The organism is Geodermatophilus amargosae, assembly GCF_900116515.1.
GTDB lineage: Bacteria > Actinomycetota > Actinomycetes > Mycobacteriales > Geodermatophilaceae > Geodermatophilus > Geodermatophilus amargosae.
Window position 1 is genome coordinate 104,009 of record NZ_FPBA01000014.1, and the last position, 25,392, is coordinate 129,400.

21 protein-coding genes and 1 pseudogene are annotated in these 25,392 nt (G+C 72.1%); 9 read left to right on the forward strand and 13 right to left on the reverse strand.

The genetic code is table 11. The annotated features are described in order from the left end of the window. Window positions 1-13 precede the first annotated feature (13 nt). From BM414_RS31625 to BM414_RS17785, 4 genes and pseudogenes are all read right to left on the reverse strand, one after another. Window positions 14-175: pseudogene (locus tag BM414_RS31625) on the reverse strand (DUF4389 domain-containing protein); the annotation flags it as partial. A 48-nt stretch (window positions 176-223) separates the two neighbouring features. Next, window positions 224-601: a DUF4389 domain-containing protein gene (locus BM414_RS31840; RefSeq protein ID WP_425432360.1), complete on the reverse strand. Its 378-nt coding sequence runs from the start codon at window positions 599-601 to the stop codon at window positions 224-226. Next, a complete protein-coding gene (locus tag BM414_RS17780) occupies window positions 598-1,680 on the reverse strand; it encodes an NAD(P)-dependent alcohol dehydrogenase (RefSeq protein WP_245784807.1) in 1,083 nt (360 codons plus the stop codon). The genes BM414_RS31840 and BM414_RS17780 overlap by 4 nt, the downstream gene beginning before the upstream one ends. Window positions 1,681-1,808: 128 nt before the next feature. Continuing rightward, window positions 1,809-4,547: a LuxR family transcriptional regulator gene (locus BM414_RS17785; protein WP_175551660.1), complete on the reverse strand. Its 2,739-nt coding sequence runs from the start codon at window positions 4,545-4,547 to the stop codon at window positions 1,809-1,811. Between the two features lie 189 nt (window positions 4,548-4,736). Between BM414_RS17785 and BM414_RS17790 the strand changes: the two genes are divergently transcribed. The 3 genes from BM414_RS17790 (at window position 4,737) to BM414_RS17800 (ending at window position 8,593) form a co-directional block, all read left to right on the forward strand. Beyond that, entirely contained in the window at window positions 4,737-5,633 is an 897-nt protein-coding gene (locus BM414_RS17790) for an ATP-binding cassette domain-containing protein (RefSeq protein WP_093581442.1), read from the forward strand. A gap of 62 nt (window positions 5,634-5,695) precedes the next feature. Next, window positions 5,696-6,532, forward strand: coding sequence for an ABC transporter permease subunit (locus BM414_RS17795; protein WP_093581444.1), 837 nt, complete (start codon window positions 5,696-5,698; stop codon window positions 6,530-6,532). A 771-nt stretch (window positions 6,533-7,303) separates the two neighbouring features. Further along, window positions 7,304-8,593 carry an acyl-CoA dehydrogenase family protein gene (locus tag BM414_RS17800; RefSeq protein WP_093581446.1) on the forward strand — a complete coding sequence of 430 codons (1,290 nt, stop codon included), beginning with the start codon at window positions 7,304-7,306 and terminating at the stop codon, window positions 8,591-8,593. Here the strand turns inward: BM414_RS17800 and BM414_RS17805 are convergent. Together BM414_RS17805 and BM414_RS17810 are read right to left on the reverse strand one after the other, a co-directional pair. Beyond that, a complete protein-coding gene (locus BM414_RS17805; protein WP_139245939.1) occupies window positions 8,493-9,470 on the reverse strand; it encodes a helix-turn-helix transcriptional regulator in 978 nt (325 codons plus the stop codon). The two genes, BM414_RS17800 and BM414_RS17805, sit on opposite strands and share 101 nt — an antisense overlap. 189 nt (window positions 9,471-9,659) lie before the next feature. Continuing rightward, window positions 9,660-10,454, reverse strand: a complete 795-nt coding sequence (locus tag BM414_RS17810) for a FadR/GntR family transcriptional regulator (RefSeq protein ID WP_093581448.1) — start codon at window positions 10,452-10,454, stop codon at window positions 9,660-9,662. A gap of 110 nt (window positions 10,455-10,564) precedes the next feature. Between BM414_RS17810 and BM414_RS17815 the strand changes: the two genes are divergently transcribed. From BM414_RS17815 to BM414_RS17830, 4 genes are all read left to right on the forward strand, one after another. After that, window positions 10,565-11,080 carry an acetyl-CoA carboxylase biotin carboxyl carrier protein gene (locus BM414_RS17815; RefSeq protein ID WP_175551661.1) on the forward strand — a complete coding sequence of 172 codons (516 nt, stop codon included), beginning with the start codon at window positions 10,565-10,567 and terminating at the stop codon, window positions 11,078-11,080. 61 nt (window positions 11,081-11,141) lie between these two features. After that, window positions 11,142-12,599, forward strand: coding sequence for a carboxyltransferase (locus BM414_RS17820; RefSeq protein WP_093581452.1), 1,458 nt, complete (start codon window positions 11,142-11,144; stop codon window positions 12,597-12,599). Window positions 12,600-12,686: 87 nt separating this feature from the next. After that, complete coding sequence (locus BM414_RS17825) at window positions 12,687-13,874, forward strand: thiolase family protein (protein ID WP_093581454.1); 1,188 nt, start codon at window positions 12,687-12,689, stop codon at window positions 13,872-13,874. Next, window positions 13,871-14,617: a tyrosine-protein phosphatase gene (locus BM414_RS17830; protein ID WP_175551662.1), complete on the forward strand. Its 747-nt coding sequence runs from the start codon at window positions 13,871-13,873 to the stop codon at window positions 14,615-14,617. The genes BM414_RS17825 and BM414_RS17830 overlap by 4 nt, the downstream gene beginning before the upstream one ends. Before the next feature lie 10 nt (window positions 14,618-14,627). Here BM414_RS17830 and BM414_RS17835 read toward each other — a convergent pair whose 3' ends face one another. From BM414_RS17835 to BM414_RS17845, 3 genes are read right to left on the reverse strand one after another with little or no spacing between them, the layout of a single operon-like run. Continuing rightward, the gene (locus BM414_RS17835; protein WP_093581458.1) at window positions 14,628-15,398 is read right to left on the reverse strand and encodes a tyrosine-protein phosphatase; all 771 of its coding nucleotides are present in this window, start codon (window positions 15,396-15,398) and stop codon (window positions 14,628-14,630) included. Next, complete coding sequence (locus BM414_RS17840) at window positions 15,395-16,882, reverse strand: AMP-binding protein (protein WP_093581460.1); 1,488 nt, start codon at window positions 16,880-16,882, stop codon at window positions 15,395-15,397. Before BM414_RS17840 ends, BM414_RS17835 begins: the two co-directional genes overlap by 4 nt. 43 nt (window positions 16,883-16,925) lie before the next feature. Further along, on the reverse strand, window positions 16,926-17,663 hold the full coding sequence (locus tag BM414_RS17845) for an SDR family NAD(P)-dependent oxidoreductase (RefSeq protein ID WP_093581462.1): 738 nt from the start codon (window positions 17,661-17,663) through the stop codon (window positions 16,926-16,928). 290 nt (window positions 17,664-17,953) lie between these two features. Between BM414_RS17845 and BM414_RS17850 the strand changes: the two genes are divergently transcribed. Next, entirely contained in the window at window positions 17,954-18,655 is a 702-nt protein-coding gene (locus tag BM414_RS17850; RefSeq protein ID WP_217644792.1) for a PEP-utilizing enzyme, read from the forward strand. Between the two features lie 13 nt (window positions 18,656-18,668). Continuing rightward, a complete protein-coding gene (locus BM414_RS17855; protein WP_093581466.1) occupies window positions 18,669-20,234 on the forward strand; it encodes a hypothetical protein in 1,566 nt (521 codons plus the stop codon). A gap of 76 nt (window positions 20,235-20,310) precedes the next feature. Here BM414_RS17855 and BM414_RS17860 read toward each other — a convergent pair whose 3' ends face one another. From BM414_RS17860 to BM414_RS17875, 4 genes are read right to left on the reverse strand one after another with little or no spacing between them, the layout of a single operon-like run. After that, window positions 20,311-21,000: an HAD family hydrolase gene (locus BM414_RS17860; protein WP_093581468.1), complete on the reverse strand. Its 690-nt coding sequence runs from the start codon at window positions 20,998-21,000 to the stop codon at window positions 20,311-20,313. Next, entirely contained in the window at window positions 20,997-22,454 is a 1,458-nt protein-coding gene (locus BM414_RS17865) for a pyruvate carboxylase (protein WP_093581469.1), read from the reverse strand. Before BM414_RS17865 ends, BM414_RS17860 begins: the two co-directional genes overlap by 4 nt. Next, on the reverse strand, window positions 22,454-23,998 hold the full coding sequence (locus BM414_RS17870) for a class I adenylate-forming enzyme family protein (RefSeq protein WP_093581471.1): 1,545 nt from the start codon (window positions 23,996-23,998) through the stop codon (window positions 22,454-22,456). The genes BM414_RS17865 and BM414_RS17870 overlap by 1 nt, the downstream gene beginning before the upstream one ends. After that, window positions 23,995-25,389, reverse strand: a complete 1,395-nt coding sequence (locus BM414_RS17875) for an acetyl-CoA carboxylase biotin carboxylase subunit (protein ID WP_093581472.1) — start codon at window positions 25,387-25,389, stop codon at window positions 23,995-23,997. The genes BM414_RS17870 and BM414_RS17875 overlap by 4 nt, the downstream gene beginning before the upstream one ends. Window positions 25,390-25,392: the final 3 nt, after the last annotated feature.

Here is a 25,392-nt window from a genome sequence, read left to right on the forward strand (position 1 = left end):
GCAGCGCCCACCGGTCGATGCCGAGGACGACGTCGTGGAGCGGCCCGGGGTAGCGGGCGGTGAACAGCAGCACGATCGCGGCAATCAGGACGAGCAGGCTCAGCAGGCCGCCGGCGCCCCAGTCGGTGCCCCAGTCGCTGTGTCCCGCCGCGGGTGCCCAGCCACAACCCGCCACCGACGAAGACGGCGAGGACGAGGAAGTGCGGGATGACCAGCAGCCACTTCACGAAGATGAGGCCCCGGGACAGCCGTTCGGGGTAGGCCACGTCCAGGTCCGCCGGATAGTCGGGCACGTCGGCAAGCGTGAACGACGAACAACGGTCGGTGCCCAGGGCGCCGTAGCCGTAGCCGTAGTAGTGCACGCGCCAGGACCACCGCATGACTCCGACGTTGAGGTCGAACAGCGACCCGGATAGCGACCCGTGAACAGGATCGCGAAGAACGCGATCACCGTGACGACGACAAGGGCCACCGACAGGAAGAACAGCACGACGTAGTGCGGAATCAACAGCAGCCACTTCACCAGCCACAACCCGCGGGAAAGCGACGGGTCCAGTGCCGCGTCGACGCGTACCGGATAGGACGTCCGGGGATCGGTCACGTCACGCTCCCCGAGGCCGGGGTCTTGACGTTGCAGGGGCGAATGGAGACGACGAGCTTGCCGCGGGCCTGCCCGCCCTGCATCCGCTCGATGGCCGCAGGGACCTCGCGGAGGGGGTAGATGCGGTCGATCGCGGGGACGAGCTCTCCGGCCTCGATCAGGTCGCGCAGGGTCATCAGGTCGGCGGCCTTCTCCGACGCCACGAACGTGCCCATCTGCTGACCCACGAACAGCGACAGCACCTTGGCCCGGATCCCGCGGTCACTGCCACCGAGCAGCCGTCCGCCGGTCTCTCCGCCGACGATGACCAGTCGTCCGCGTGGGGTGAGGGCGCGCCGGAGACGTGGCAGCCGGGCGTTGCCGCCGATGTCGATGATGACGTCGAAGCGGGGTCCGCCGTCGGCGAAGTCCTCATGGGCGTAGTCGATGACGTGATCGGCGCCCCGCGCCCGGACCAGGTCCGCCTTGCTGGTGCTGCACACACCGGTGACCTCGGCGCCCGACGCCTTGGCGATCTGCACCGCGAAGCTGCCCACTCCTCCCGAGGCGCCGATGACCAGCACCTTCTCACCGGGATGGACGCGTCCGAGGCTTCGGACTGCCTGCAGGGCGGTGCCCCCGGACACCGGGACGGCGGCCGCCTGCTCGAAGGAGAGGTTCGCCGGCTTCCGGGCCAGCTTGGCCGGTCGGGCGGACACGTACTCGGCGAAGGTGGCGGTGGCCATCCCGTACACCTCGTCGCCCGGGACGAAGCCGGTCACGTCGGCGCCGACGGCCTCGATCGTTCCGGCCAGGTTCCGGCCCGGGTTGGCGTACTTCGGCCGACGGAGACCGAACCCCGCGATCCGGATGGGGTAGGGGAGGCCGGCCATCATGTGCCAGGTCCCCCGGTCCACGCAGGCCGCGTGCACGCGCACCAGGACCTCGTCGCCTGCGATCGTGGGCTGGTCGATCTCCGTCAGCCGGAGGACGCCCTCGGGGTCAGGGCCGTAGCGGTCCTGGACGATGGCCGACATGGTTCGACGGCCGGGGGATGGGGCGTCGCCCATCTCGACGACATCTTCAGCGTGCACGTTCACGTTCTTCACCTCATGTGGGTCGACGGGGCTGACACCACGAGGATCCGGAGTGCGACGTCGCCGTCGCCTCCGTGGAACTACCTGGGTCGGACGATGTGCGTCAGGCGCTCGTCACCGGTCGCACGCGATCAGCTGAGATCGAGCTGGGCCATCTCGCCACGGGACCGGACGCCGAGTTTCTGATAAGCGTTGCTCAGGTGGTATTCCACGGTCCGAGGGCTGAGGAACAGCCGGGCGGCGATCTCGCGGTTGGCGAGGCCGGAGCTGACGAGCAGGGCCGTCTGCCGCTCCTGCGGCGTGAGATCCCCGGTGGTCGTGCTGTTCCGTTTGCGGGCTGTCACGCCGGACGCGCGCAGCTCTTGCCGCGCCCGCTCAGCCCACGGTTCGGCCCGCAGGTCGTCGAACACCTGGAGGGCGGCGCCGAGGTGGGAGCGGGCGTCGACGCGGCGGCGGTTCCGTCGCAGGAACTCCCCGTACGCCAGTTGCGTGCGGGCCTGCCCGAACGGACGTCCGGCGGCCTGATGCAACTGGAGGGCGTCCTGGAAGTGCCGCTCAGCGACGTCGCCATGGGTGAGGAGCGCACGTCCGTGCTCGGCGATCGCTGCAGGGGCCGCCGCCCCGACCTGGGCGGCCCACGCCGTCAACTCGTCGACCACCTGCTGGACGACGTCGGTCCGGCCGGCGCGCTGGGCGACCTCCAGCCGGTCGAGTGCGGCGGACCGGCAGATCGTCGGATGACGGATCCGCTCGAGGTGGTGCAGTGCCCCGTGGGTATCGGAGGCGTTGGCGGCGAGTACGCCCTCGGCCCACTCGGTCATGTCCACGGCCGCCGCGCCGACGATGCCCATGGGGCCATCAGCGCGCATCGCCTCGAGTTCGGCCAGCGGGTCCGGCCGGGCGGATTCACCGCGGAACGCCGCCAGCAGCCCCAACCACGCCAGCGGCATCGCGGTCAGCGGCGCCTGCCCTACGCCGCGGGCGAGGACGAGGGCCTCGTTCGCCGACGCTGCTGCCCCACTCCAGTCCCCGTCGGCGAGCTGGGCGGACGGGAGTCGCGACAGGGCCCACACGGCGTTGGTGAGCGAGCCGCCGTCCCGCGCCAGGGCGAGGAGCCCTCCGTAGGTCCACCGGATCGCTTCGCGATCGGCGAGGTGCAGAGCCGCCACGCCGAGGTTTCCCAGCAGGTCGGGGTCCGGGGGGAGCGATTGTCCGATGCGGAACGCGTCGTGCCAGGCGGCTGCGGCGCCGGCCATCTCGCGGCGGAGGAAGTAACGGTGGCCGCGCAGGAGGGCCGCGAAGCACCGCAGTCGCGCCGGTGCACTCTCCTCGGCGGCCCCCGAGAAGTTGACGTCTTCGTCGGCGGGGATGTCCCAGCTCCAGGTCGCCAGAGCCGTGGCCAGCATCGCCATCTCGAGGGCGCGGGCGCTGTCGAGGACGGCGACGTCCCGGGCGGCACTCAGGACGATCCGCCGTCCTGTCTGCGGCGAACCGATGTGCCACTCGATCCTGCCCCGGAGCCAGTCGACGTCGGCACGCAGCAACGGGTCGTCCGTGGCCTCGCGGGCACCGTCGGCCAGGGTCCGCGCGCGGGCACCGTCACCGGCCAGCCAGGCGCTGCTCGCGGCAGCGAACAGACGCTGCGCCCGGGCACCGGCAGAGCAGCTGAGTTCGGCAGCACGCTCGGCAGCCCTGCTCGCAGCCTCGTGTCCGCCGCGGCGGGTGGCGCGCCCAGCGAGTGCGTCGAGGTCACCGGCCACGGCGTCGTCGAGGCCGGTGGTGGCGAGTGCGGCATGCCAGGTCCCGCGGTCCGGGTCACCCGCCGCGGTCAGCACGGCCGCCAGCACCCCGTGCGTGCGCTGCCGCTGCGACGCGCTCGCTGCGCTGTAGACCGCTGAGCGCACGAGCGGGTGCCGTAGCCGGACGTCGTCGCCATCGACGTGGAGCAGCCCTGAGCGCTCTGCGGCGTCCAGCGCCCCATCACCCGCGCCGAGTCGAGCGGCCGTCTGCCGGATGATCGACAGCCGGCCGGAGTCATCGGCGGCGGCAGCCAGCAACAGCGCTTGAGCGTCGCCGGGCAGCCGGCGGCACCGGTCCAGGAAGGCCCTCTCCACCCCCTGCGTCAGCGGTAGCTGTGCCGGGAGCCGCAACCGCCCGGCGAGCTGCCCCTCGGACAGGACGGTGGGGAGTTCGACGAGCGCGAGTGGGTTGCCGCCGGTGCGGATCCGCAGCTCGTCGCGCACCGCGACGCCCATCTCGACGCCGACGTGCTGGGCGAGGAGGGCGGAGGCCGCGTCGGCGTCCAGGCCGGGTACGACGAGTTCGGGGACGCCGAGCGCGTCGAAGTGGTGCTCTTCGCCGTCGCGGGCGGCGAAGAGCAACGCGAGGCGGTCGGCGTGCAGTCGACGGGCGACGAAGAGCAACGCCTCGGCAGACGCCGCATCGAGCCAGTGGGCGTCGTCGATGATGCAGATGAGCGGCTGCTTCTCCGCGGTCTCGGCCAGTAGCGACAAGGTCGCTGCGAACACGAGGAAGCGTTCGTCGGTCGACCCGTCGCCGCCACTGCGGTCCTCGTCCTCACCCAGCGCGCCGCGCAGCGCCCGGGCCTGGACGGGCGGGATGCGCCCCAAGTTCCCGAGGACGGGCCGCAGCAGCCGGTGCAGCGCCGCAAAGGGCAGCGGTGACTCGGACTCGATGCCCGCGGTCCACAGGACGGCGACGGCGTCGGCACGGTCGATCGCGTCGGTCAGCAGCGCGGTCTTGCCGACCCCCGGCTCACCGTGCACCACGAGGGCACTGCCACGGGCATCGATGGCCCCGGCGACGAGCAGGTCGATCCGGGCTCGCTCCGCTTCCCGCCCGTGGAGCACGTCGCGGACCGTACTCCGTTCCAGCGCGGGGGAGCCGGTCCTCGCACCCGCCGGACGCCGGCATCGCCACACCGCTCAGGGGTGCTCAGTTCCACGGGGATCCCCGTGGTTCCACGGAGGCGACCACGCCTCGCCGCGAGCAACCTCGACAGCATCCACACCAGCGATGACAGGCCAGGAGTGCCACTCATGATCACGGTTTCAGATCTCACCAAGCAGTACGGCAAGCGGCTTGCCGTCGACGGCATGACCTTCGACGTGGCCGCCGGCCGGGTGACGGGCTTCGTCGGACCGAACGGCGCGGGCAAGTCCACGACCATGCGGATGATGGTCGGGCTGACCCGACCCGGCCGCGGTGACGTCCGCTACTCCGGTGTCCACTATCGGGACCTCAAGCACCCCGCGCGGACCGTTGGCTCGGTGCTCGACGCCCGCTGCATGCACCCAGGTCGCACCGCCCGGAACCACCTGCGGGCCACTGCTGCCCTCAGCGGGATCCCCACAGCCCGGGCCGAGGAGGTCCTGGCCGAGGTCGGACTCGGGACGGCGGCGGACCAGCGGGCGGGCAAGTTCTCCCTCGGCATGCGTCAGCGGCTCGCGCTGGCCGGAGCCCTCCTGGGGGACCCGCAGGTGCTCCTGCTCGATGAGCCGTCCAACGGTCTCGACCCTGACGGCATCCGTTGGCTGCGGGACTACCTACGCGACTTCGCCCGCCGCGGTGGCACGGTCTTCGTCTCCAGCCACCTCATCGGCGAGCTCAGCATGTTCGCCGACGACCTCATCGTGGTCGGCGGCGGCAGGCTGCTCGCGGCCGAATCGGTCCAGGAGATCACGGCCCGCAACGACGTCGCTGTGCTCATCCAGACCCTCCAGCCGGCCGAGCTCGCCTCCCGTCTGGCCGCACACGGCCTCGTCGTCGAGGTAGCAGCCGACCGGCTGATCGTTCGAGGAACCACCAGGGCGGCCGTCTCACAGATCGCGTTCGACAGCCGCATCCAGGTTCTCGAACTCCGCGAGACGTCCCGCTCCCTCGAAGACAGCCTGCTGGACATGACCAGGGCCTCCGCCGAGTTCGCCAGCGCCTGATCCCTCTCGACCCATACAGCCCGCCCGATCCGCCCATCTCGACACTCCCGAAGGACGAGACCATGACCACCACAACCGCGACCACGTTCCAGCGGCCGGCGACCACCGTGCCCTCCGAGCACCGACCGGAGATGCGCTCCACCGGCGATGGCGCCAGGGCCGTCGGTGCCGCACTGAGGAGCGACTGGATCAAGGTCTCGACCGTTCGAGCGAATCGAGCGCTGCTCCTCTTGACCATCGCCGGCGGCCTACTCGTCTCGTGGGCAGTCGGGGTGATGGTGACCGACCAGGTTCAGTACGTCGCCCAGGTCGGCTTCTTCTGGACCAGCGTGACGTCGATGTTCGCCGCGATCGGCGGGGTCCTGCTGTTCGGCTCCGAGGTCCAACACGGCACCCTGGCCAGCGCGCTCGCCGCTCGGCCGGCGCGCTGGGTGCTCGCACTGTCCAAGACGCTGACCGCCGCCGCCCTCGGCCTGGTGATCGGAGCCGCCGGACTCGCCGGCGGCTTCGGCGGTGCGGTGCTGGCCGGCCTCGGTGCGGGCGACACGTCGGCACTGGCCGCCTCCGTGGGCTGGGCTCTGGTCTTCACCATGCTGTCGGCGGTGCTGGGGCTGGGGACCGCCATGGTCGTCCGCAACACCACCGCGGCCATCGCAGGGATCCTGGTCTGGGGGTTCGTCGTCGAGAACCTGATCAAGCTCTTCCTCGCCGAAGAGGTCGCCCGCTTCCTGCCCTTCATCGCGGGTAATCACCTGCTGGCCTACAGCTCCGACTTCGAGACGCCCGGGACGCTCGCCGTCGCCCTCACCCAACCCGAGAACGCACTCGTCTTCGGCGGGTACGCCGGGGTCACGTTGGTGGTAGGCACCGTCCTGCTGTACCGGCGGGACACGAACTGACCGAGTGCTCGACCCCATCGCCCCGGCCGCCTTGCGCGGCCGGGGCGATCGCGCCGCTGGGCAGCCCCGAGCACCGGGTTGTCGTTCCACGCAGCGGCCCGGTGCGGTTGCTGGTCCAGCTCAGCGGCCCCGACGGCGTGGCCGCAGGTCAGCGACTGCTGGATGAGGTGAGGCGCCTCAGCGACCAGGTGTCGTTGCCGCGCTGTCCGGCGGGTCCGCCGATGATCCTTGCGGCCGATCGGCGACAGGAGTGAGCTCGGAGGCCGACCGCGGCGAATGACGAGCGTAGCTGCTCGTCCTGCGGGTCGCCGCCAGCGCATGAGACCGGGCCGAGATCGTCCTTCAGGTGCCGAGCTGGCCCGCCGACATCAGAAACCGAGGACCCCCCGCCGGCCCTCAGACCGTGGGGTACAACTCGGTGTCCGAGGGGCGACACGGTCCATACGCACACGGGTCGGAGTCCGCCGTGGCTGACATCGAGGGCGGACTCGACGGCTCGCGGGCGACCTGGAGGCAGGCTGTCGAGACGCAGGTCGAACGTCTGCAGGGCCACACCAGCCGGCCGATGGCAGACACCGGCCGCCGTGACGTGGAGCCGCCTGTCGATGTCCGGCAGTGGCGAGTATCACTATGGTCTCCCCGCGTGAGGGCGGGCGCGCAGCCGCCACCTGCGCGGTGAGGTCCGTGATCCGGTCCTGCCCGTGCGGAGGACCGGAGACTCCTGCGCCGGGCAGGGCGCAGCGGACGTGACCAGCCAGGGAGAGGGAGATCATGCAGTTCAGCGAGCAGGGCAGGACGGCCCTGGCCGAGGTCCAGCGGTTCATGGTGGACCACGTCTACCCGAACGAGCGCGAATACCACGAGCAGCTCGAGCGGGTGGGGCCGGCCGGCTATCCGCCGATCATGGACAAGCTGAAGGCGGCCGCACGTGAGCGTGGGCTGTGGAACCTGTTCCTGCCGCACCTCGAGCCGGACCACCCCGGCACGAAGCTGTCGAACCTGGACTACGCGCCGATCTCCGAGGAGCTCGGCAAGGTCGGGTTCGCGTCCGAGGCGCTCAACTGCAACGCGCCGGACACCGGCAACATGGAGGTCTTGAACCTCTACGGATCGGCGGAGGTCAAACAGCGGTGGCTGCTCCCGCTGCTGGAGGGCGAGATCCGCTCCGCGTTCTGCATGACCGAGCCCGACTCGGCGTCCTCGGATGCGACGAACATCAGCCTGCGCATCGAGCGGGACGGCGACGAGTACGTCCTCAACGGCCGCAAGTGGTTCAGCTCGGGCGCGCTGGGCGAGCGGTGCCAGGTCCTCGTCGTCATGGGCAAGACGGATCCGCAGGCCTCCCGGCACACCCAGCAGTCGATGATCGTCGTCCCCAAGGACGCGCCCGGCATCTCCTTCGGCCGCATCCCGAGCGTGTTCGGCTACGTCGACCGGGGTGGGCACCCCGAGGTCGTCTTCGAGGACGTGCGCGTCCCGGCGGGCAACCTGCTCGGCCAGGAGGGCAGCGGCTTCGCCATCTCGCAGGCACGGCTCGGGCCCGGCCGCATCCACCACTGCATGCGCTCGCTCGGCGCCGCGGAGCGAGCCCTCGACCTGATGGTCGAGCGGGCGCTGCAGCGCGAGACGTTCGGGACGCTCGTCGCGCAGAAGGGCGTCGTGCAGGACTGGATCGCCGAGTCCCGCATCGAGATCGACATGGCGCGCCGGTACGTCCTGCACACCGCGCACCTCATGGACACCGTCGGCAACAAGGCCGCAGCGACCGAGATCTCCGGCATCAAGGTCGCCGTGCCCAACATCGTGCTCAAGGTCATCGACCGCGCGATCCAGGTGCACGGCGCGGCCGGCGTCACGCAGTTCACGCCGCTCGCCGAGATGTATGCCCACCAGCGCACGCTCCGCATCGCCGACGGGCCGGACGAGGTGCACAAGATGACGATCGCGCGCCGCGAGATCCTCAAGCACGACCCCGCCTTCCGGATGTCGGGCAGCGGCAGCACCAGGCCGTGGACCGCCACGGACCAGAAGGACGACGTGCAGGTGTTCTCCCGGCCGTAACACGCCGCGGGAGGGCCGGAGACCCCCGATCGGACCCCAGGGACCCGGGCGATCCACCGATGGAGCCACGCAGCGTGCCGAGGACGGGGACCCCGCCGCCGAGGGGGACCTGCGCGACATCGTCGCGTCGGCGCAGGAGACGGGGGACCGGGACGTCGGAACGCGCGCCGCGGCCGCTCTCCTCGCAGCCCGTGGCGGCGACAGCTGAGCTGGAGCTGGCCAGCTCCCCGCGGGACCGGACGCCGAGCTTCGCGTACACGTTGCTCAGGTGGTACTCGACCGTGCGGGGACCGAGGAACAACCGGGCGGCGATGTCCCGGTTGGCCAGGCCTTCCCCGACGAGCAGGGCCGCCTGCCGCTCCCGCGGGGTGAGGGCTCCGGCGGCCACGGCGCCCCGCGTCCGGGCGGTGCTGCCGGACGCACGCAGCTCCCGCCGCGCCCGCTCGGCCCAGGGTCCGGCGGGCAGGTCGGTGAACACCTGCAGGGCAGGGGTGAGCTGCGCGCGGGCGTCGACGCGGCGTCGGTTGCGGCGCAGGAACTCGCCGTAGACGAGTTGGGTGCGGGCCAGGGAGACCGGGCGTCCGCTCCGGACGTGCAGCCGGAGGGCGTGCTCGAAGTGCTGTCCGGCGTCGTCGCCGGCGCTGATCAGCGCTCGTCCGTGCTCGGCCGCCGCCGCGGCCCAGTCTGCGTCCACCGCCGCCAGGTCCTCGGACCAGATCCGCACCAGGTCGGCTCGGCCGGCACGGGCCGCTGCCTCCAACCGGTCGACGGCCGCCGACCTGGCGATGGTCGGGTGCCTGATCCGGCAGAACTCGTGCACCGCTCCGGCGACGTGGGATCCGTGTGCGGCCATGACCCCCCGGGCCCAGGCCGCCATGTCCGCGACTGCCCCTCCGACGAAGCTGCTGCAGACCAGCCTGGGCAGCGTGGCTGCTCACGAGGACGGGACGGCGCACTCGGGAGCGGGCACGACCGCTCTAGGTGGCTCTTCCGCTCGGTCGCGGCTGGTGTCGGTCCACCGGACGCCATCGGCATCGGACCGGGGACAGCGGGGTGAGGCGTCCCGTCAATCGAGGTTCCAGGCGTCAGGTGTCGCAGCAGACCCGGCCGCGGCGCCGTGGGCGGCAGGACGCCCCACGGCATGGGCGTCGTGGACCGGGGGCGAGGGGGTGCGCGGCTCGTCGTCGCCCTCCAGCAGGTGCCTGATCCACTGTTCGGACGCGGCGACGTGGACGGTCGCCGCGGCAGTGGCCAGTGTGGCGTCGCGCTGGGCCAGCGCTTCCACGATGAGGTCGTGCTGGGCGTAGGTCCAGTCCAGGGCCCCGCGATCCCAGATTCCGCGCCAGATCCGTGCACGGGCGGTCCTGTTGAACAGTGCTTCCAGCAGTGACACGAGCGTCTGGTTGCCCGTCGCCTCCACGACCGAGCGGTGGAAGTCCACGTCGAGAGCGATCAGCTCCTCCGCCGTGGTCGTCCGTCGCATGGCTTCGAGCAGCCCGCGCAGCTCGTCGATCGAGTGGTCGGTGATACGGCAGGCAGCCATCCCCGTGGCGGCCGGTTCCAGGAGGCGGCGGACCTCGAACAGCTCGAGGACCGTGCGGTCCTGGATGAGGTCCATGACGAACGCCAGACCGCTCAGCAGGAGCTGCGGCTCGAGGCTGGTGACGTAGGTCCCGTCGCCCCGCCGCACATCGAGGACGTTGGCCTGGATGAGGGCGCGCACGGCCTCCCTGAGGGAGTTCCTCGAGACGCCGAGGAGTGCGGCGAGTTCCGCTTCGGGCGGGAGGCGGTCGCCGGGCGCGAGCTCTCCGGCAGCGATGCGGTCGCGGATGCGTGTGATGGCGGTGTCGATGACCCCCATGACCGATGGCCTCCTCCGTCTGCGCTTTCGCAGACTAGCGCCATGCGCTAGAAAGGATCCCCAGACATGGGATGTCTGCGGCGACGCTGCCAGTTCAGGTGGGGATGTGCATGGGCCTGACACCGGACGACCTGCAGGAACTGCTGGCCGCCTTCGAACAGAGCAGCTGGCAGGAGATGACGGTCTCGGTCGCGGGTGACACTCTCCACGTCTCGCGCCGCGAAGGTCCGCCGGTCACCGGGCGGCCGGCGGACGTCGCCCCCGTCCCCGCGGCTGCGCCCGCACCGACGCTGGACCCACCCCCCGCGCCGCCGGGCGCACCGCAGCCCGACCCCGTCCCCGTCCCGGGTGCGGGCGCGGTGCCCGCGCCGCCGGAGGCACCGGGGGTCCCCGTGGCTGCCCCCTCCGTGGGTCTGTTCTGGCGGGCACCCAGTCCCGGGGCGCCCCCGTTCGTCGACGTCGGCACCCGGGTGGGGCCTGAGGACGTCATCGGGATCGTCGAGGTCATGAAGTTGATGAACCGGGTTCCCGCCGGGATCTCCGGAGTGGTCACCGCGGTGCTCGTCGAGAACGGCGGGATGGTCGAGCACGGTCAGCCGCTCGTCCTGATCGACCCCTCTGCCTGACCAGACATCCGGGCGGGGCGCCACGTCGCCACCGGGAGCCGAGACCGAGAGGTGGCATGCGATGGCCACGATCGAGTTCATCGACCAGTCCCTGCGCGACGGGCAGCAGAGCCTGTGGGGCATGCGCATGCGCGCCGGGCACATCCTGCCGGTGGCCGAGGCGATAGACCGGGCGGGCTACCGGATCGTCGACCTCACCGGCAGCTCGCAGTTCGAGGTGCAGGTCCGCTACTGCCGGGACAACCCCTGGGAGGGCCTCGACCTCGTCAAGGCGGCCATGCCGAACAGCACGCTGCGCGCGGGGACCCGCAGCAACGGCGTCGTCGGGATGGGGCGCACCCCCGACTCCATCGTCGAGCTGTGGGTGCGGACGCTGGCCAAGCACGGGATCGGCAGCCTGTGGATCTTCGACTGCCTGTTCAACCTCGACCAGATGCGGCACATCGCCGGCGTCGCCAACGACGCGGGGATGCGCGTCTCACCGCAGGTGATGTTCAGCCACTCGCCCGTGCACACCGACGAGTACTTCGAGCGCATCGTGCGGGACATGGCCGGCTGGGACGGCCTGGACACGATCATCCTGGGCGACGAGCCCGGCGTCCTGACCGCGGAACGGGCGCGCTCCTGGATCCCGCGGATGCGCGACGCCGCGGGCACGGTGCCGCTGGAGATGCACTTCCACAACACCACCGGGCTGGGCACGGTCAACTACCTGACCGGTGCCGAGGAGGGCGTGACCATCGTCCACACGGCGGTGTCCACGTTGGCCAACGGGCCCTCCATGCCCTCCACCGAGGCCACCCTCGACAACATGCGCCGGCTCGGGCACGACGTGGCGGTCGACGACTCGCGACTGCCCGAGGTCGCCGAGCACTTCCGTGCCGTGGCTGCCGCGGAGGGCTATGCCACCGGCACGCCGGCGGAGTTCCGCCTGGCGGTCTACCACCAGCAGCTGCCCGGCGGCATGACCGGGACGTTGCTCAACCAGCTGCGGACCTACGGCATGGAGGACCGCCTCACCGCGGTCCTCGAGGAGGTCGAGGTCGTCCGCGCCGAGATGGGCTACCCGGTCATGGCCACGCCCTTCTCCCAGCTGGTGGGCATCCAGGCGATGCTCAACGTCGTCAACGAGGAGCGCTACGGCGTGATCCCGGACGAGAACCTCGTCTACCTGGCCGGGCACCTGGGCCCGCACCCGGGCGAGGTGGACCCCAACCTGCTCGACCGGGCCTTCTCCAGCCCCCGGGGCAAGCACATCCAGGAGAACCCGCCGCCCCAGCCGAGCCTCGCGGAGGTCCGGCGCGAGTACGGCGAGACCCTGTCGGACGAGGAACTGCTGCTGCGGTACCTGATGCCCGGCCCGGACGTGGACGCCATGTACGCCGCCGGCCCGATCCCGCAGCGGATCCCCACGGACGTCTCGCCGCACACCCGCTGGGTCCGTGACCTGGTGGCCTCGACCACCGCACGGTCCCTCGAGGCCCGATCCGGTGACGTGTCGGTCACGCTGCGGCGCTGAGCCTGCTCGTCCCTGTCCGTGACCGGCCGGCGCGAGCCCGACCTCCCCTGACGCGACACCGGTCAGGCCGACCCCCGTGGAGATGCCATGACGCGCCGAGCGGTCGTCGTCGACGTGGTCCGCAGCCCGTTCACCAAGGGCAAGGACACCGGAGCCCTCGTCGGGGTCCACCCGGTGGACCTGCTGGCCGGGGTGCTCGCCGCCCTCCAGGAGCGCACCGGGATCGACCCGGGACGGATCGACGACGTGATAGCCGGCTGCGTGCTGCCGGTCGGCGAGCAGTCCGGCAACGTCGCCCGGCACGCCGTGCTCGCCGCCGGATGGCCTGAGGAGGTCCCCGCGACCACCATCGACCGCAAGTGCGGCTCGGCGCAGCAGGCCCTGCAGTTCGCTGCCCAGGCCGTCGTCGCCGGCGAGCAGGACGCCGTCATCGCCGCCGGCGTGGACATGATGAGCACCGTCCCGATGAAGGCCAACCGGCTCGGACGCGACGAGCTGGGACCGCGGCTGCGCGGGCGGTATGCCGACGGCATGGTGCGCCAGGGCATCTCCGCCGAGCTCATCGCCGCGCGCTGGTCCATCGGCCGGGAGGAGTGCGACGCCTGGTCGGTCCGCTCCCACCGGCGGGCCGCAGCGGCCGAGGAGGCCGGTGACCTGACCGCCCAGATCCAGCCGGTGATCCGGCCGGACGGCACCGTCGTCGACCGCGACGAGGGGATCCGGGCGGAGTCCTCGATGGAGACGCTGGCGCGCCTCAAGCCGGCGTTCCGCGACGAGGCCATGGCGGAGCGGTATCCCGAGATCGGCTGGGTCGTCACGGCCGGCTCCTCCTCCCAGGTCAGCGACGGCGCCGCGGCCGCGCTGGTCGTGGCCGAGGACGTCGCGGAGCGCTGGGGGCTGCGGCCCCGCGCCGCGGTGGTGCGCGGTGCCGTGGTGGGCGTGGATCCGGTGCTGATGTTGCACGGCGTCATCCCGGCCACCGAACGCGTGCTCACGCGCACCGGCCTGGCGATCGACGACATCGACGTCGCGGAGGTGAACGAGGCGTTCGCGCCGGTGGTCCTGGCCTGGCTCAAGGAGACCGGCGCCGATCCCGAACGGGTCAACGTCCACGGCGGCGCGATCGCCTTCGGCCATCCCGTCGGCGCGTCGGGTGGACGGCTGCTCGCCACGCTGCTCGACGCGTTGGAGGGGCGGCACGGGCGGTACGGACTGCTGACGATGTGCGAGAGCGGGGGGATGGCCAACGCCACGGTCCTCGAGCGGCTGTCGTGACCGCGCCCTGGCGTCCGGCGGGGACCGCGAACTTCCGTGACCTGGGTGGGCTGCCGACCGAGGACGGCGGCCGCATCCGTCCCGGCCTGCTATTCCGCAGCGACACGCTGCAGGAGCTCACCGCAGCCGACGTCGACGTGCTCGTCCGGCGGCTGGGGCTGCAGCTGGTGGTGGACCTGCGGGCGCCCGGCGAGGTGGCCGGCGAGGGCCGGGGTCTGCTCGAGGCCGAGCCGGTCCGCCACGTGAACCTGGCGCTGCACAGCCGGGACCAGCGGCCGATCCCGGACCTGACCGCCGACACCCTCGTCGAGCACTACCTGGGCTACCTGGCGGTCAGTGCGGCGGCGGCTGCGGAGGCGTTCCGGCTCCTGGCCGGCGAAGGGCTCCCGGCGGTCGTGCACTGTGCGGCGGGGAAGGACCGGACCGGGGTGATGGCCGGTCTGGTGCTGCGGGCGGTCGGCGTGCCCGCCGACGTGGTGGCGGAGGACTACGCGCGCAGCGCCGAGGCCGTTCCGGCGATCATCGCCAGGCTGCGCCGGCTGCCGGCCTACGCCGACCGCATCGACCTGCTGCCGCCCGAGGTGCACGAGTGCCGGGCCGAGACGATGGCGGATTTCCTCCGCGCGGTCGACGAGCAGTACGGGTCGGTGGCCGGCTTCCTGCGGGAGGCCGGGCTCGAGGACGACGTCGTGCGGCGGCTGCGGGAACGGCTGGTCGTCCCGCCCGGACCGACGGCCGGCTGATCCGGCCGGGCTAGCCGCGCAACGCCGTCCGCAAGCGGGCCAGGACCGTGGGCTCCAGCCCGGCCTGCAACGCCCACTGCTCCGCGCCGCCGAAGCGTTCCTCCAGGGCAACGAGGAAGCGGCGCATCGTGGCGGCCTCGGCGCGGTAGACCTCCGGTGGCAGGGCCGCGATGTGGTGGGCGTAGGTGGGCGAGGGCATCAGCCGCTCGCGCAAGATGATGTCGGCGCTCTCCGCGCTGAGCAGGTAGTCGTCCACCACGGCCTCGGGCTGCACGCCCACCAGGCGCAGGACCAGGGCCGAGAGGACGCCGGTGCGGTCCTTGCCGGCGGCGCAGAAGAAGACGGTGGGCGCGGTCTCCGCCTCGCTGAGCAGCTCGATCGCCCGCAGCATCGTGCGCCCGGGGGAGTCCAGGTAGGAGAGGTAGCGCGGAACGAGGTCGACCGTGCGGCCGTCCTCGAGGTAGCTGACCAGGGAGCCGTCCTCCTGGACCAGCGGGAGGTTGACGTAGCGGACGTCCCGGTCGGCCAGCGGACCGCGGCCCTCGGCCACCACCTCGTCCTCGCCACGCAGGTCGACCAGCGACCGCACACCCAGCGTGTCGTGCAACCGGGCGACGTCGCCCAGCGACACGGACTGGAGGCTGTCGCTGCGGAACACCCGGCCGGTCAGGGTCTCCCCGCCGTCCTCTGTCGGGAGGCCGCCGAGATCACGCAGGTTGTAGGCGCCCTCGAGCGGGTGCAGCCGCCGATTGGCCGCGTCGTCCGGCGGGTCCGTGGTCATGCCTGCTCCTGCTGCAGCCGCGCGCGCTCGGCGTCGCGCACCTCCCGCCGGAGGATCTTGTTGGCGGGGCTCTTCGGCAGGGCGTCCCAGACCGCCAGGCTCCGGGGTCGCTTGTATCCGGCCACCCGGTCGGCAGCGAAGGCCAGCAGATCCTCCGTGGACGCCTGCTCGCCGGGCCGCAGGGCCACGACGGCGTGCACCACCTCGCCCCAGCGTTCCGAGGGCAACCCGACGACCGCTGCCTCACGGACGGCCGGATGGCCGGTCAGCGCGTCCTCGATCTCGCGGGGGTAGACGTTGGACCCTCCGGTGATGATGACGTCGTTGCGCCGGTCGACCAGGTAGAGGAAGCCCTCGTCGTCCATCCGGCCGATGTCGCCCGTGTGCAGCCAGCCCCCTCGCAGCGTCTCCGCGCTCGCCTCCGGACGGTTCCAGTACCCGCTCATCACGTGCTGGCCGCGGGTGACCACCTCGCCGGACTCGCCGACGGGGACCTCCCGGTCGTCCTCGTCCACCACCCTGACCTCCACGAGGGTGTAGGGGCGGCCGGCCGAGCCGATCCGGTCGTGCTCGTCCGGCTGGAGGACGGTGATGGCCATGGGGGCCTCGGCTTGCCCGTAGGTCTGGGCGAGAACCTGCCCGAAGACCTGCTGGGCTCGCTCGCTGACCGACGGCGCCATGGGTGAGGCTCCCCAGCAGAGCCGGCGCAGCCGCGGTACCTGCAGCGCGTCGGCGCCCGGCTCGTCGACCGCCATCGCGATCATCGTCGGCACCAGGAAGGACGCGGTCGCGCCGGTCCGCTGCAGTTCCTCCAGGTACGCGGAGGGGTCCCAGGCGGTCATCACGACGTTGTGCGCGCCCCGGACCAGGTGCGGGAGGAAGAAGGCCCCGCTGGCGTGGATCACCGGTGCGGCGTGCAGCATCACGTCACCAGGTCCGACGCCGGGCAGCAGGTCGACCAGGAAGTGGGCGAGCTCGGCGTGCTCGCTGCGCATCGTGAGGACCGCTCCCTTGGGCTTCCCGGTGGTGCCCCCCGTGTAACCGAGTCGATACGGCGCCTCGACGTCCCGGTGGACGTCGCACGGCTCCGCGGGACCCGACCAGGCGGTCCGCTCCAGCCAGTCCGGATCCCACGACTGCACCAGGTCCGGGCCGTCGATAGCGGTGCCGCTGTGGACCAGGCCCCGGGACCCCGAGTCCTGGAGCTTGTACGTCCACTCCGCGGGCGTCTCGCGGTGGTTCAGCGGCACCCGCACCAGCCCGGCCTTGGCCAGCGCGTAGTAGACGACCAGGCCCTCGATGCCGTTCGGCAGCAGCACGCCCACCCGGTCCCCGGGGGACATGCCGCCGGCGAGGAGGGCGTTGCCGACCCGGTCGGTGGCCTGGTCGAACTCGGCGAAGGAGACGGTGCGCTCCTCCGCCGTGAGGCAGGGCGCGTCGCCGTACCGACGCGCGGCTGTCCGGATCAGAGAACCGACCTGCACTGCTCCTCCTTCGACGAACGTCGTCCCGACCGTGGCCGCTGCGTCAGCCGAGCAGATCCGCTCCGCCGTACACCCCGAGGACCTGTCCGGTGACCATGGCAGCGGCCGGCGAGGCGAGGAAGGACACCAGCGGCAGGTAGTCCTCGTGCGCGACCCCGCGGCCGGCCGGCGACCTGGCGGCCCTCTCCTCCAGGGCCGCGTCGGCCCGGTCCCCGAGGAGCGTCCGCACGGCCGCGGTGTCGAGCATCCCCAGCGCCAGTGCGTTGACCCGGACGCCGCGCGACGCCAGGTCCACGGCGAGATACCGGACGAGTGCCTCGCCCAGGGCCTTGCCGACCCCCACCGACGCGTAGCCGGGGATGACCACGCGCCCGCCTCGGCTGGTCAGGTACAGGACGAGCCCGCCGCGGGCCATCCGGGGGAGGGCCGCGCGGACGAGGTGCAGCAGGCCGAGTCCGTTGACGGCGACGGCGTGCGCAAAGCGCTCCGCGTCGCTGTCCAGCACCGAACCGGGCACGACTTCGACCGCGCAGTGCACCAGCTGGTCGACCGGCTCGCCCGCGGGCACGGCGGCCACCAGCTCCTCCGCGCCCCCGGGGGTGGCCGCGTCCATCGCGACGGCCACGGGCAGCGCGCCGGCGGCGGCCAGGCGGGCACAGGCGGACTCGGCCACGGCAGCGTCCTGCCGGTAGCCGAGGGCAACGGTGAGACCAGGCCGCGCCAGCGCGGCGGCGATCTCCAGGCCGATGCCCCTCGTCCCGCCGGTGACCACCACCGCCATCCCGACCTCCGTCGCCCCCGGACATCCGAGGTCTGCAGACTCCCGCGAGGAGAGAACGGCCGTCAAGGCGAGCCCGACGTCGGGGGCGCCGCCCACTACTCTGGGCCAGAAATGAGACTTACGCTACATTCTCGGCACGAGGGGCGGCTGTCCCAGCGCGGACAGCCTCGGTGAGGTGGGTCCGGGCGCCTTCCGGCGGCTCGTCGCAGTCACCACCCGCTGACCTGCTGCCACCGAACCATCCGATGTTTAGGGGTCGATGTCTCCGTGACCCCACCCGAGGAGGGGCCATGACAGAAGCCGGTGCCATTCCCGACAAGTGGGGCGGGGAGGCGATGAACCCGACGGTGGAGTTCTTCCACTCCGCGATACGCAAGACGGTGGCCGAGCGCCTGGCGGCCTCCGGCAAGACCTGGGAGGAGGCCGTGGGCGACCCTTCCCTGGAACTCACCCGCGAGGACTTCGTCCGCATCGAGGCCGACATGCTGGCCACCGGCTACCGGTTCGAGGCCTCCGCGCAGGTCTCGGCGGTCGAGGAGCCCGACAAGTACAAGCCGGAAGCGGCCATCGCCAACACGGGCCAGCAGCCCCGTGACGAGCAGGGGCGCCTGGTCGTCGGCACCGGGGACAACGTCTTCCAGGCCAAGGGCGACGTCACGGGCACGGCCCGGCTCATCAGCACGGTCGACGTCGTCATGGACATGCTCGTCAACGGCGTCCCCGAGAACACCATCGCCGTGATCGACGACTCGGGAGGAACGCTGACCGCGCCGATCCTCGAGGGCTTCGCCGGTGTGGTCTGCATGGGCGGGACCATCCGCTCCCACCTGGGCATCCTCACCCGTGAGTACAACATCCCCTGCCTCATGGCCGCCGACCTCGACGGTCTGCAGGAGGGCGACACGGTGCTCGTGGAGTACTCCAAGCCCGCGGCCGATGCCTACGCAGAGCGGGACGCCGCGGCGCGGCCCCGCATCATCAAGGTCGACTGAGAGGACCGCCCCGATGCCCGCTCAGCACAGCTACGCCGACCTGCTCGCGGCGAACGCCTGGATCCGCAAGGCCAGTGACGCCTTCTACTTCCAGTGCACGGCCCGCACGGTGCAGGAGTCCAAGCTCTTCCCGGTCAATCCCTACATCGCGCTGTCCTATCTGAACGCCTGGTACCGGTACCCCGAGCTGTTCCGCAAGATCGAGGCGGTCATGTCGGCCGAGGAGCTCGGCGACCACGCGCGCGAGCGGACCACGTCGGCCAACATCATCACCAATGGCATCATCGAGCAGTTCTACCTCGGTGGACGCCAGATGCTGATGGACATGGGCATGCTCAAGGCGACGGACGCCATGGACGACGTGATGTACGTCCTCGACTTCACCCAGCGCCTCAACCTGAGCTATCACCGCAACCACGCGCACGTCCTGCCCACGGATGCGGGCCTGTCCGCCCAGTTGCTGCCGGAGCGGCAGGTGCAGGTCTTCGAGGCGGATGCGCTGGGGACCAAGCCGGGAGACAAGCTGCACACCTCCGTGGCGCACTTCCTCGCCGCGGTCTCGCAGTACGCGTTCCTCAAGAACTCCGAGTGCCGGCTGGGCATCCACAACTCGGGCCCCTACAAGGTCGGCGGCGGCGAGATGCTCGTCCGCGAGTTCGTCGACCTGGCCGAGAGCGACCTGCCGTGGTTGGACGGCGTCGCCGAGAACGTCGAGCTGAACAACGTCACGATGCCGGTGTTCATGAAGGACACCCACTTCAACATCGTGGACGACTGGGCCAGCTTCGAGGCCCAGCCCAGCTACAACCACGACAACATGTACGCGGTCGGGCTCTACACCTCCGACTACCTCTCGGACGGCTACATCCCCGTCCACATGGACTCCGCCGCCGAGCTGGCCGACTACCTCGACCACCTGCGGGACACCATCCACGACGCCACGCAGCGGCTGTGGAAGGAGGTCGCCGGGTGGTCCCGTGACCAGATGATCGACTCCGGCCTGCTCGTCTACTACAACGTCCCGAAGGACCTGGCGCACATCGCCGGCGTCTACGAGCAGGAGGACTGGTACACCGTCGAGGACCGGGTGCAGCGCTTCAAGCCCCTGTTCAACGACGAGTACGGCAACCACCTGATCGCCGAGCTGGTCGGCTACATCTCCCTGCGCTCGCAGCAGGGCAACGAGTCCCACATGGCCAAGCTCTCCGGGGCTCGGGGCGACATGTGGTCGACCATCCCGTACTCGGTGCTCGGCGACGAGGAGTGGACCGGCAGTGTCGGCCCGATCCGTGGCGGCAGCACCTCACTGCCGCAGAAGACCGCGCTGTACACCACGACCCGGGGCAAGCTGACCCAGGACCAGTGCAACGAGGCGGCACGGGCCCTGCGGATCCCGACGCTGGAGGACGGCCTGCGGCACCTCGACGACGCCTGGGTCAAGAACCACCCGGACGATCCGCGGGCGCACGAGCTCTACCGGCGTACGCAGGCCCGCTCGCTCGTGCTGAAGGACAAGGGGGCGGGGCTCTTGCGCGAGGACGTCCTGGCCCTGCGCAAGGAGGCCGGCCGGGACGACTGACGCCAGGCGCGGGACCTGGCTCCGGCCGGGTCCCGCGCTCGGCGCGGACCACCGGCCGGCGACCGGCCGGGCCGGGTCAGACGACGGCGAGCGGACCGGTGCTCAGCGCGGCGCGGAGCTCGTCGAAGGTCCCGACGACGGCGTCGGCGCCCGCCTCGACGAGCGGGCCCGCGGGCGTGGATCCCCAGGTCACCCCGATCGAGCGGAGCCCGGCGGCCCGGCCGGTCCCGATGTCCACGACCGTGTCCCCGACCATCACCGCACGGTCCGCGGGAACGCCGAGCTGATCGAGAACCGAGAGCGCCGCCTGGGGATCGGGCTTGCCGCGGACCACGTCCTCCGCGCAGGTCGCCGCCGCGATCAGGTGGCTCAGTCGGCCCCGTGCCGCGTCGGCCGTGTAGCGCACCCGGGCCTTGCTCGTGACCACCCCCACGGCGATGCCGCGGCCGTGCAGCTCCTCGAGGAGACCCACCGCGCCGGGGAAGGGGCGCACCCCCTCGGCCGCGTGCCGCTCGTACGCGGGCGTGAAGGCGTCGGCGAGCGCCTGGACGACCGCGGGGTCGTCGCTGAGCGAGGGGAAGACCTCGGTGCCCCGGCGGCTGAGAATCACACGGACGTCGTCCTCCTCGACCGGCCAGGTCCGGCCGAGGACCTCCGCCGTGACGTCGTGCCAGGCGGCCAGCAGCGCCTGCCTGCTGTCCACCAGCGTGCCGTCCCAGTCGAACAGCGCCGCACCGGCCCAGGGCGGGCCCTCCGCCGTCGTCACGAGCGACGCAGCTCGAGGTCCATGGACTCGGTCACCACACGGACGTAGGGGGTCGCGGTCGCCCGGAGCAGCGCGCGCACCTCCTCGACCTCCGGCGAGGCCAGCGGGAAGTCCCGCCGCACGGGACCAGCGGCGCGCATCGCCGCCAGCGCAGGTTCGGGAAGGAGCGCCCGCAGGACCAGCTCGTCCCCGTCGGTGGTCCCGTGCCGTGCCTGCAGCCCCTCGAGGGTCGGCTGCTCGGGAGGGCTGTCGGTCACCAGGGCGGCGCGGGGAGCGGCCATGATCCGGTCCAGGACGTCGGCGTCGATCGGCGCGGGGGGCGTGCCGTAGTGCCCGGCGGCGTAGGCGATCACCTCGTCGGGTACGTGCCCGTAGCGCTCGCCGGTGACGATGTTGAGCACCGCCTGGGTGCCGACCAGCTGGCTCAGCGGCGTGGCCATCACCGGGTACCCCAGCTCGCGGCGCACCGCGGCCGTCTCCTCCAGCACCTCGTCGAGGCGGTGGTCCATCCCGTGCTGCACCAGTTGGGCCTTCAGCGTGCCGACCATGCCACCGGGCACCTGGTGGGTCGTGTTGAACAGGTCGTACTCGCTGATCTGGTCGACCAGGTAGCCGGCCGCCCTGCCGACGGCGCGCATGTGGTCGGCCACCGGCGGGAGCAGGGCGGTGTCGACCGAGTGGGTGCACCCCATCATCTCCAGGTTGCGCACCACGCTCTCCGTGGAGGGGACCGACGGACCGTTGGCCATCGGGCGGCTCGCGGTGTGCAGGATGGTGATGCCGTGGCGCACGGCCTCCACGTAGGCCAGCCCCGAGAGCCCCATCAGGTTGTTGGAGTGGAACTCCACGGGCTTGCCGTCGGCCGCGGACACGATCGCGGGGACGAGGGTGCGCAGCCGGTCGGGGTCGAGGTTGCCCGCGGTGTCGTAGAAGAGGATGGTGTCGATCTCGGGAACGGCAGCCATCTCCGCCGTCCGGGCCCGGAAGTACTCGTCGGTGTGCACCGGGGAGAGGGCGTAGAAGACCGTCCCGGCGATCTCGGAGCCGTATTCCTTCGCCACCCGGCCCAGGCGGGCGAAGTTGTGGACCCCGTAGAGGACGTCGTAGATCCAGAAGGAGCGGACGCCGTGCTCGTTGAGCCGGCGCATCCACAGGTCCATCAGCGCGTCCGGGGTGACGCCGAAGGACACCGCCGCGTTCCCGCGCATCCCACCGCGCATCGGGGTGCGCCGGATCCGCTCGCGGATGAGGTCCAGGCCCTCCCACGGGTTCTCCCGGCAGTACTTGACGAGCACCTCGAACATCGAGCTCCCGGCGTAGTCGATCACCCGGAACCCGGTCTGGTCGAGCAGGTGGGCGATCGGCAGCGCCATGCCCGCCTGCATCCGCATGCCCCAGAGGCTCTGCTGCCCGTCGCGCAGGGTGGTGTCGAGGATCTCGACGTGCGTCGTCATCAGGCTCCCGTCTCCGCCGCGCCGGGAACCTGTCGGCGCAGCTCCGTCTTGAGCACCTTGCCTGTGGGGTTGCGGGGGAGGGCGTCGACGATGACGTACTCCTTCGGCCGCTTGTGCCGCGCGATCGCCGCCAGGCACCGGGCGTCGAGCGCCTGCGGGTCCGGCCGGCCCCGCCCACCGGGGACGACGAAGGCGACCAGGCGCTCACCCCAGACGGGGTCCGGAACGCCCACCACCGCGGCGTCGCCCACGGCGGGATCGGTCAGCAGCACGTCCTCGACCTCGCGCGGATAGACGTTGTAGCCACCGGAGATCACGACGTCCTTCGCCCGGTCGACCAGCGTGAGGTACCCGCCGGCGTCCATGCGCCCCAGGTCGCCGGTGTGCAGCCATCCGCCTCGGAGGGCCTCGGCGGTCGCCTCCGGGCGGCCGAGGTAGCCGGCCATGACCGTGGGACCGTCGACGACCACCTCACCCACCTCGCCGACCCCGACCGGCCGGTCCTCGCGGTCGACCACGCGGACCCGGGTCGCCCAGCGCGGCGTCCCGACGGAGGCCAGCCGCTGAGGGTCGTCGAGCGCCGCCGCCGTGGCCGAGGCGGACATGGCCGTGATCGTGCAGGGGCTCTCGCCCTGGCCGTAGCCGTTCCAGACCCGCGGGCCCAGTGCGGCGATGCCGCGGCGCAGGTCGCCGGCCGGCACGGGCGCCGCGCCGACCAGGACGGTGCCCAGGCGGTCCACGGGGGCCGCCGGCGCCTGCTCCACCGCCGCCACCAGCCGGCGGAGGAGCACCGGCGGGACGAAGAAGGTCGAGCGCCGGTGCCCGCCCACCAGGTCCAGGAGCTCGGCGGCGTCGAAACCGCCCGACGGCGGGAGGACCTGCGCCGCTCCTCGGGCCAGGAAGGGCAGCGCGAACAGCCCGGAGGCATGGCTGAGGGCGGCGACGTGGAGGAAGCTGTCCCGCGGCCCGACCCCGGCCACGTCGGCGTAGTACGCGGCGCTCATGGCCAGCAGGTTGCCGTGGCTGAGCCGCGCGCCCTTCGCGCGGCCGGTCGTCCCCGACGTGTAGAAGATCCAGGCGTCGTCCGGCGCGCTGCGGCGGACCGGCTCCATCGGAGCGGCCAGGGTGGTGGCCCGCTCGTCGGCCGAGCCCACGACCAGCAGCCGGGTGGCGAGCGGCAGGAGCGGTGCCAGGCTCCCGGCCAGGTCCTCGCTGGTGACGCAGAGACCGGCCGCGCAGTCGTCGACGAGAACGGCCGCCTCGCGGACGTGCAGGCGGCTGCTGATCGGAACGGCGACGGCCCCGGCGTGCCAGACGGCGAACAGCAGCTCCAGGTACTCCGGGCAGTTGCCCGCCACCAGGGCGACCCGGTCGCCCGGCCGGATCCCGTAGGACGCCGACAGCGCCGCGGCGCGCCGGGCGACCACCTCCGCGAGACCCTGCCAGCTGCGGACCGGCCGGTCGCCGAGGAGGACGGCCGGGTCGTCGGACACCACGCGCGCCGGTGCGTCCAGGAGGAGGGCCAGGTTGGCCGAGCCGCTCATGCAGGAGCGGCAGCCGGTTCGGGGGCCTCCAGCAGCGCAGTGAGGGCCGGCATCAGCTCCTGCTCGACCCATCGGGTGTGGTGGGTGCCGGCCCGGAACTCGGGCGCCTCGATGACCGCCAGCAGCATGGGGACGGTGGTGGGCACGCCCTCCACGACCAGTTTGCGCAGGCCCCGGTCGAGGCGGCGCAACGCCTCCTCGCGGTCCGGGCCGTGTGCGATGACCTTGGCCAGCAGGGAGTCGTAGTGCGGAGGGATGCGGTAGCCGCCGAAGCAGTGGGTGTCGATGCGCAGCCCGCCGCCGACCGGCTCCACCCACCGGCTGACCGTGCCGGGGCCCGGGGCGAAACCGCGGTGGGGATCCTCGGCGTTGACCCGCACCTCCACGGCGTGCCCGTCCAGGCGGACGTCGTCCTGCGAGAAGGGCAGGGGCAGGCCGCCGGCGATCTGCAGCTGCGCGCGCACGATGTCGATCCCGGTGACCATCTCCGTGACCGGGTGCTCGACCTGGACGCGGGTGTTCACCTCGAGGAAGGCGTAGTCGCCGCTCTCGGCGTCGACCACGAACTCGACCGTGCCGGCACCGACGTAGTCGAGCGCCCGGGCCAGCTCCACCGCGGCCTCGCGCAGGGCCCGCCGGACGTCGAGGGGAACGGCCGTGGCCGGCGCCTCCTCGACGAGCTTCTGGTAGCGGCGCTGCGCCGAGCAGTCGCGCTCGCCCAGGTGCACCACCGTGCCGTGGGTGTCGGCGAGCACCTGCACCTCGACGTGCCGGGCCCGGGTGATGAAGCGCTCGAGGTACATCCGCCCGTCGCCGAACGCGGCCTGCGCCTCACGGCTGGCGCCCTCGAAGGCCGACTCGACAGCGTCGGCGCTCTCGACCAGGACCATGCCGCGGCCGCCGCCACCGGCGGCCGCTTTGAGGACCACCGGATAGCCGACCCGGTCGGCCACGTCGCGGGCGGTGACGGCGTCGGCGATGGTGTCCGACCCGGCGCCGACCGGGATGCCGAGGGACGCGGCGAGCTGCCGGGCCGCGGCCTTGTCCCCGCCGCGGCGGATGGTGTCCGCCGTCGGACCGACGAACACCAGCCCGTTGTCCGCGCACGCCTCCGGCAGCTCGGGGCGTTCGGACAGGAAGCCGTAGCCGGGGTGGACGGCGTCGCAGCCCGTGCCGAGTGCCGCCGTCACCACACGGGGGATGTCGAGGTAGCTCGACGTCGCCGAGGCGGGCCCGATGCACACGGCACGATCGGCCACGAGCGCGGCGCGAGAGTCGCGGTCGGCCTCGGACACGGCCACCACGCTCTCGATGCCCTCGTCGGCGCAGGCGCGGACGACCCGGACGGCGATCTCGCCGCGGTTGGCGACCAGGACGCGACGCAGCGGCACCGG

Bases quoted from the DNA above. Each gene is read 5' to 3' on its own strand.
- BM414_RS17790 (WP_093581442.1), top strand. From the start codon at position 4,737: ATGATCACGGTTTCAGATCTCACCAAGCAGTACGGCAAGCGGCTTGCC.
- BM414_RS17795 (WP_093581444.1), top strand. From the start codon at position 5,696: ATGACCACCACAACCGCGACCACGTTCCAGCGGCCGGCGACCACCGTG.
- BM414_RS17815 (WP_175551661.1), top strand. From the start codon at position 10,565: ATGGGCCTGACACCGGACGACCTGCAGGAACTGCTGGCCGCCTTCGAA.
- BM414_RS17820 (WP_093581452.1), top strand. From the start codon at position 11,142: ATGGCCACGATCGAGTTCATCGACCAGTCCCTGCGCGACGGGCAGCAG.
- BM414_RS17825 (WP_093581454.1), top strand. From the start codon at position 12,687: ATGACGCGCCGAGCGGTCGTCGTCGACGTGGTCCGCAGCCCGTTCACC.
- BM414_RS17845 (WP_093581462.1), bottom strand. From the start codon at position 17,663: ATGGCGGTGGTGGTCACCGGCGGGACGAGGGGCATCGGCCTGGAGATC.
- BM414_RS17835 (WP_093581458.1), bottom strand. From the start codon at position 15,398: ATGACCACGGACCCGCCGGACGACGCGGCCAATCGGCGGCTGCACCCG.
- BM414_RS17805 (WP_139245939.1), bottom strand. From the start codon at position 9,470: ATGGCGGCCTGGGCCCGGGGGGTCATGGCCGCACACGGATCCCACGTC.
- BM414_RS17855 (WP_093581466.1), top strand. From the start codon at position 18,669: ATGCCCGCTCAGCACAGCTACGCCGACCTGCTCGCGGCGAACGCCTGG.
- BM414_RS17865 (WP_093581469.1), bottom strand. From the start codon at position 22,454: ATGACGACGCACGTCGAGATCCTCGACACCACCCTGCGCGACGGGCAG.
- BM414_RS17850 (WP_217644792.1), top strand. From the start codon at position 17,954: ATGACAGAAGCCGGTGCCATTCCCGACAAGTGGGGCGGGGAGGCGATG.
- BM414_RS17870 (WP_093581471.1), bottom strand. From the start codon at position 23,998: ATGAGCGGCTCGGCCAACCTGGCCCTCCTCCTGGACGCACCGGCGCGC.
- BM414_RS17800 (WP_093581446.1), top strand. From the start codon at position 7,304: ATGCAGTTCAGCGAGCAGGGCAGGACGGCCCTGGCCGAGGTCCAGCGG.
- BM414_RS17810 (WP_093581448.1), bottom strand. From the start codon at position 10,454: ATGGGGGTCATCGACACCGCCATCACACGCATCCGCGACCGCATCGCT.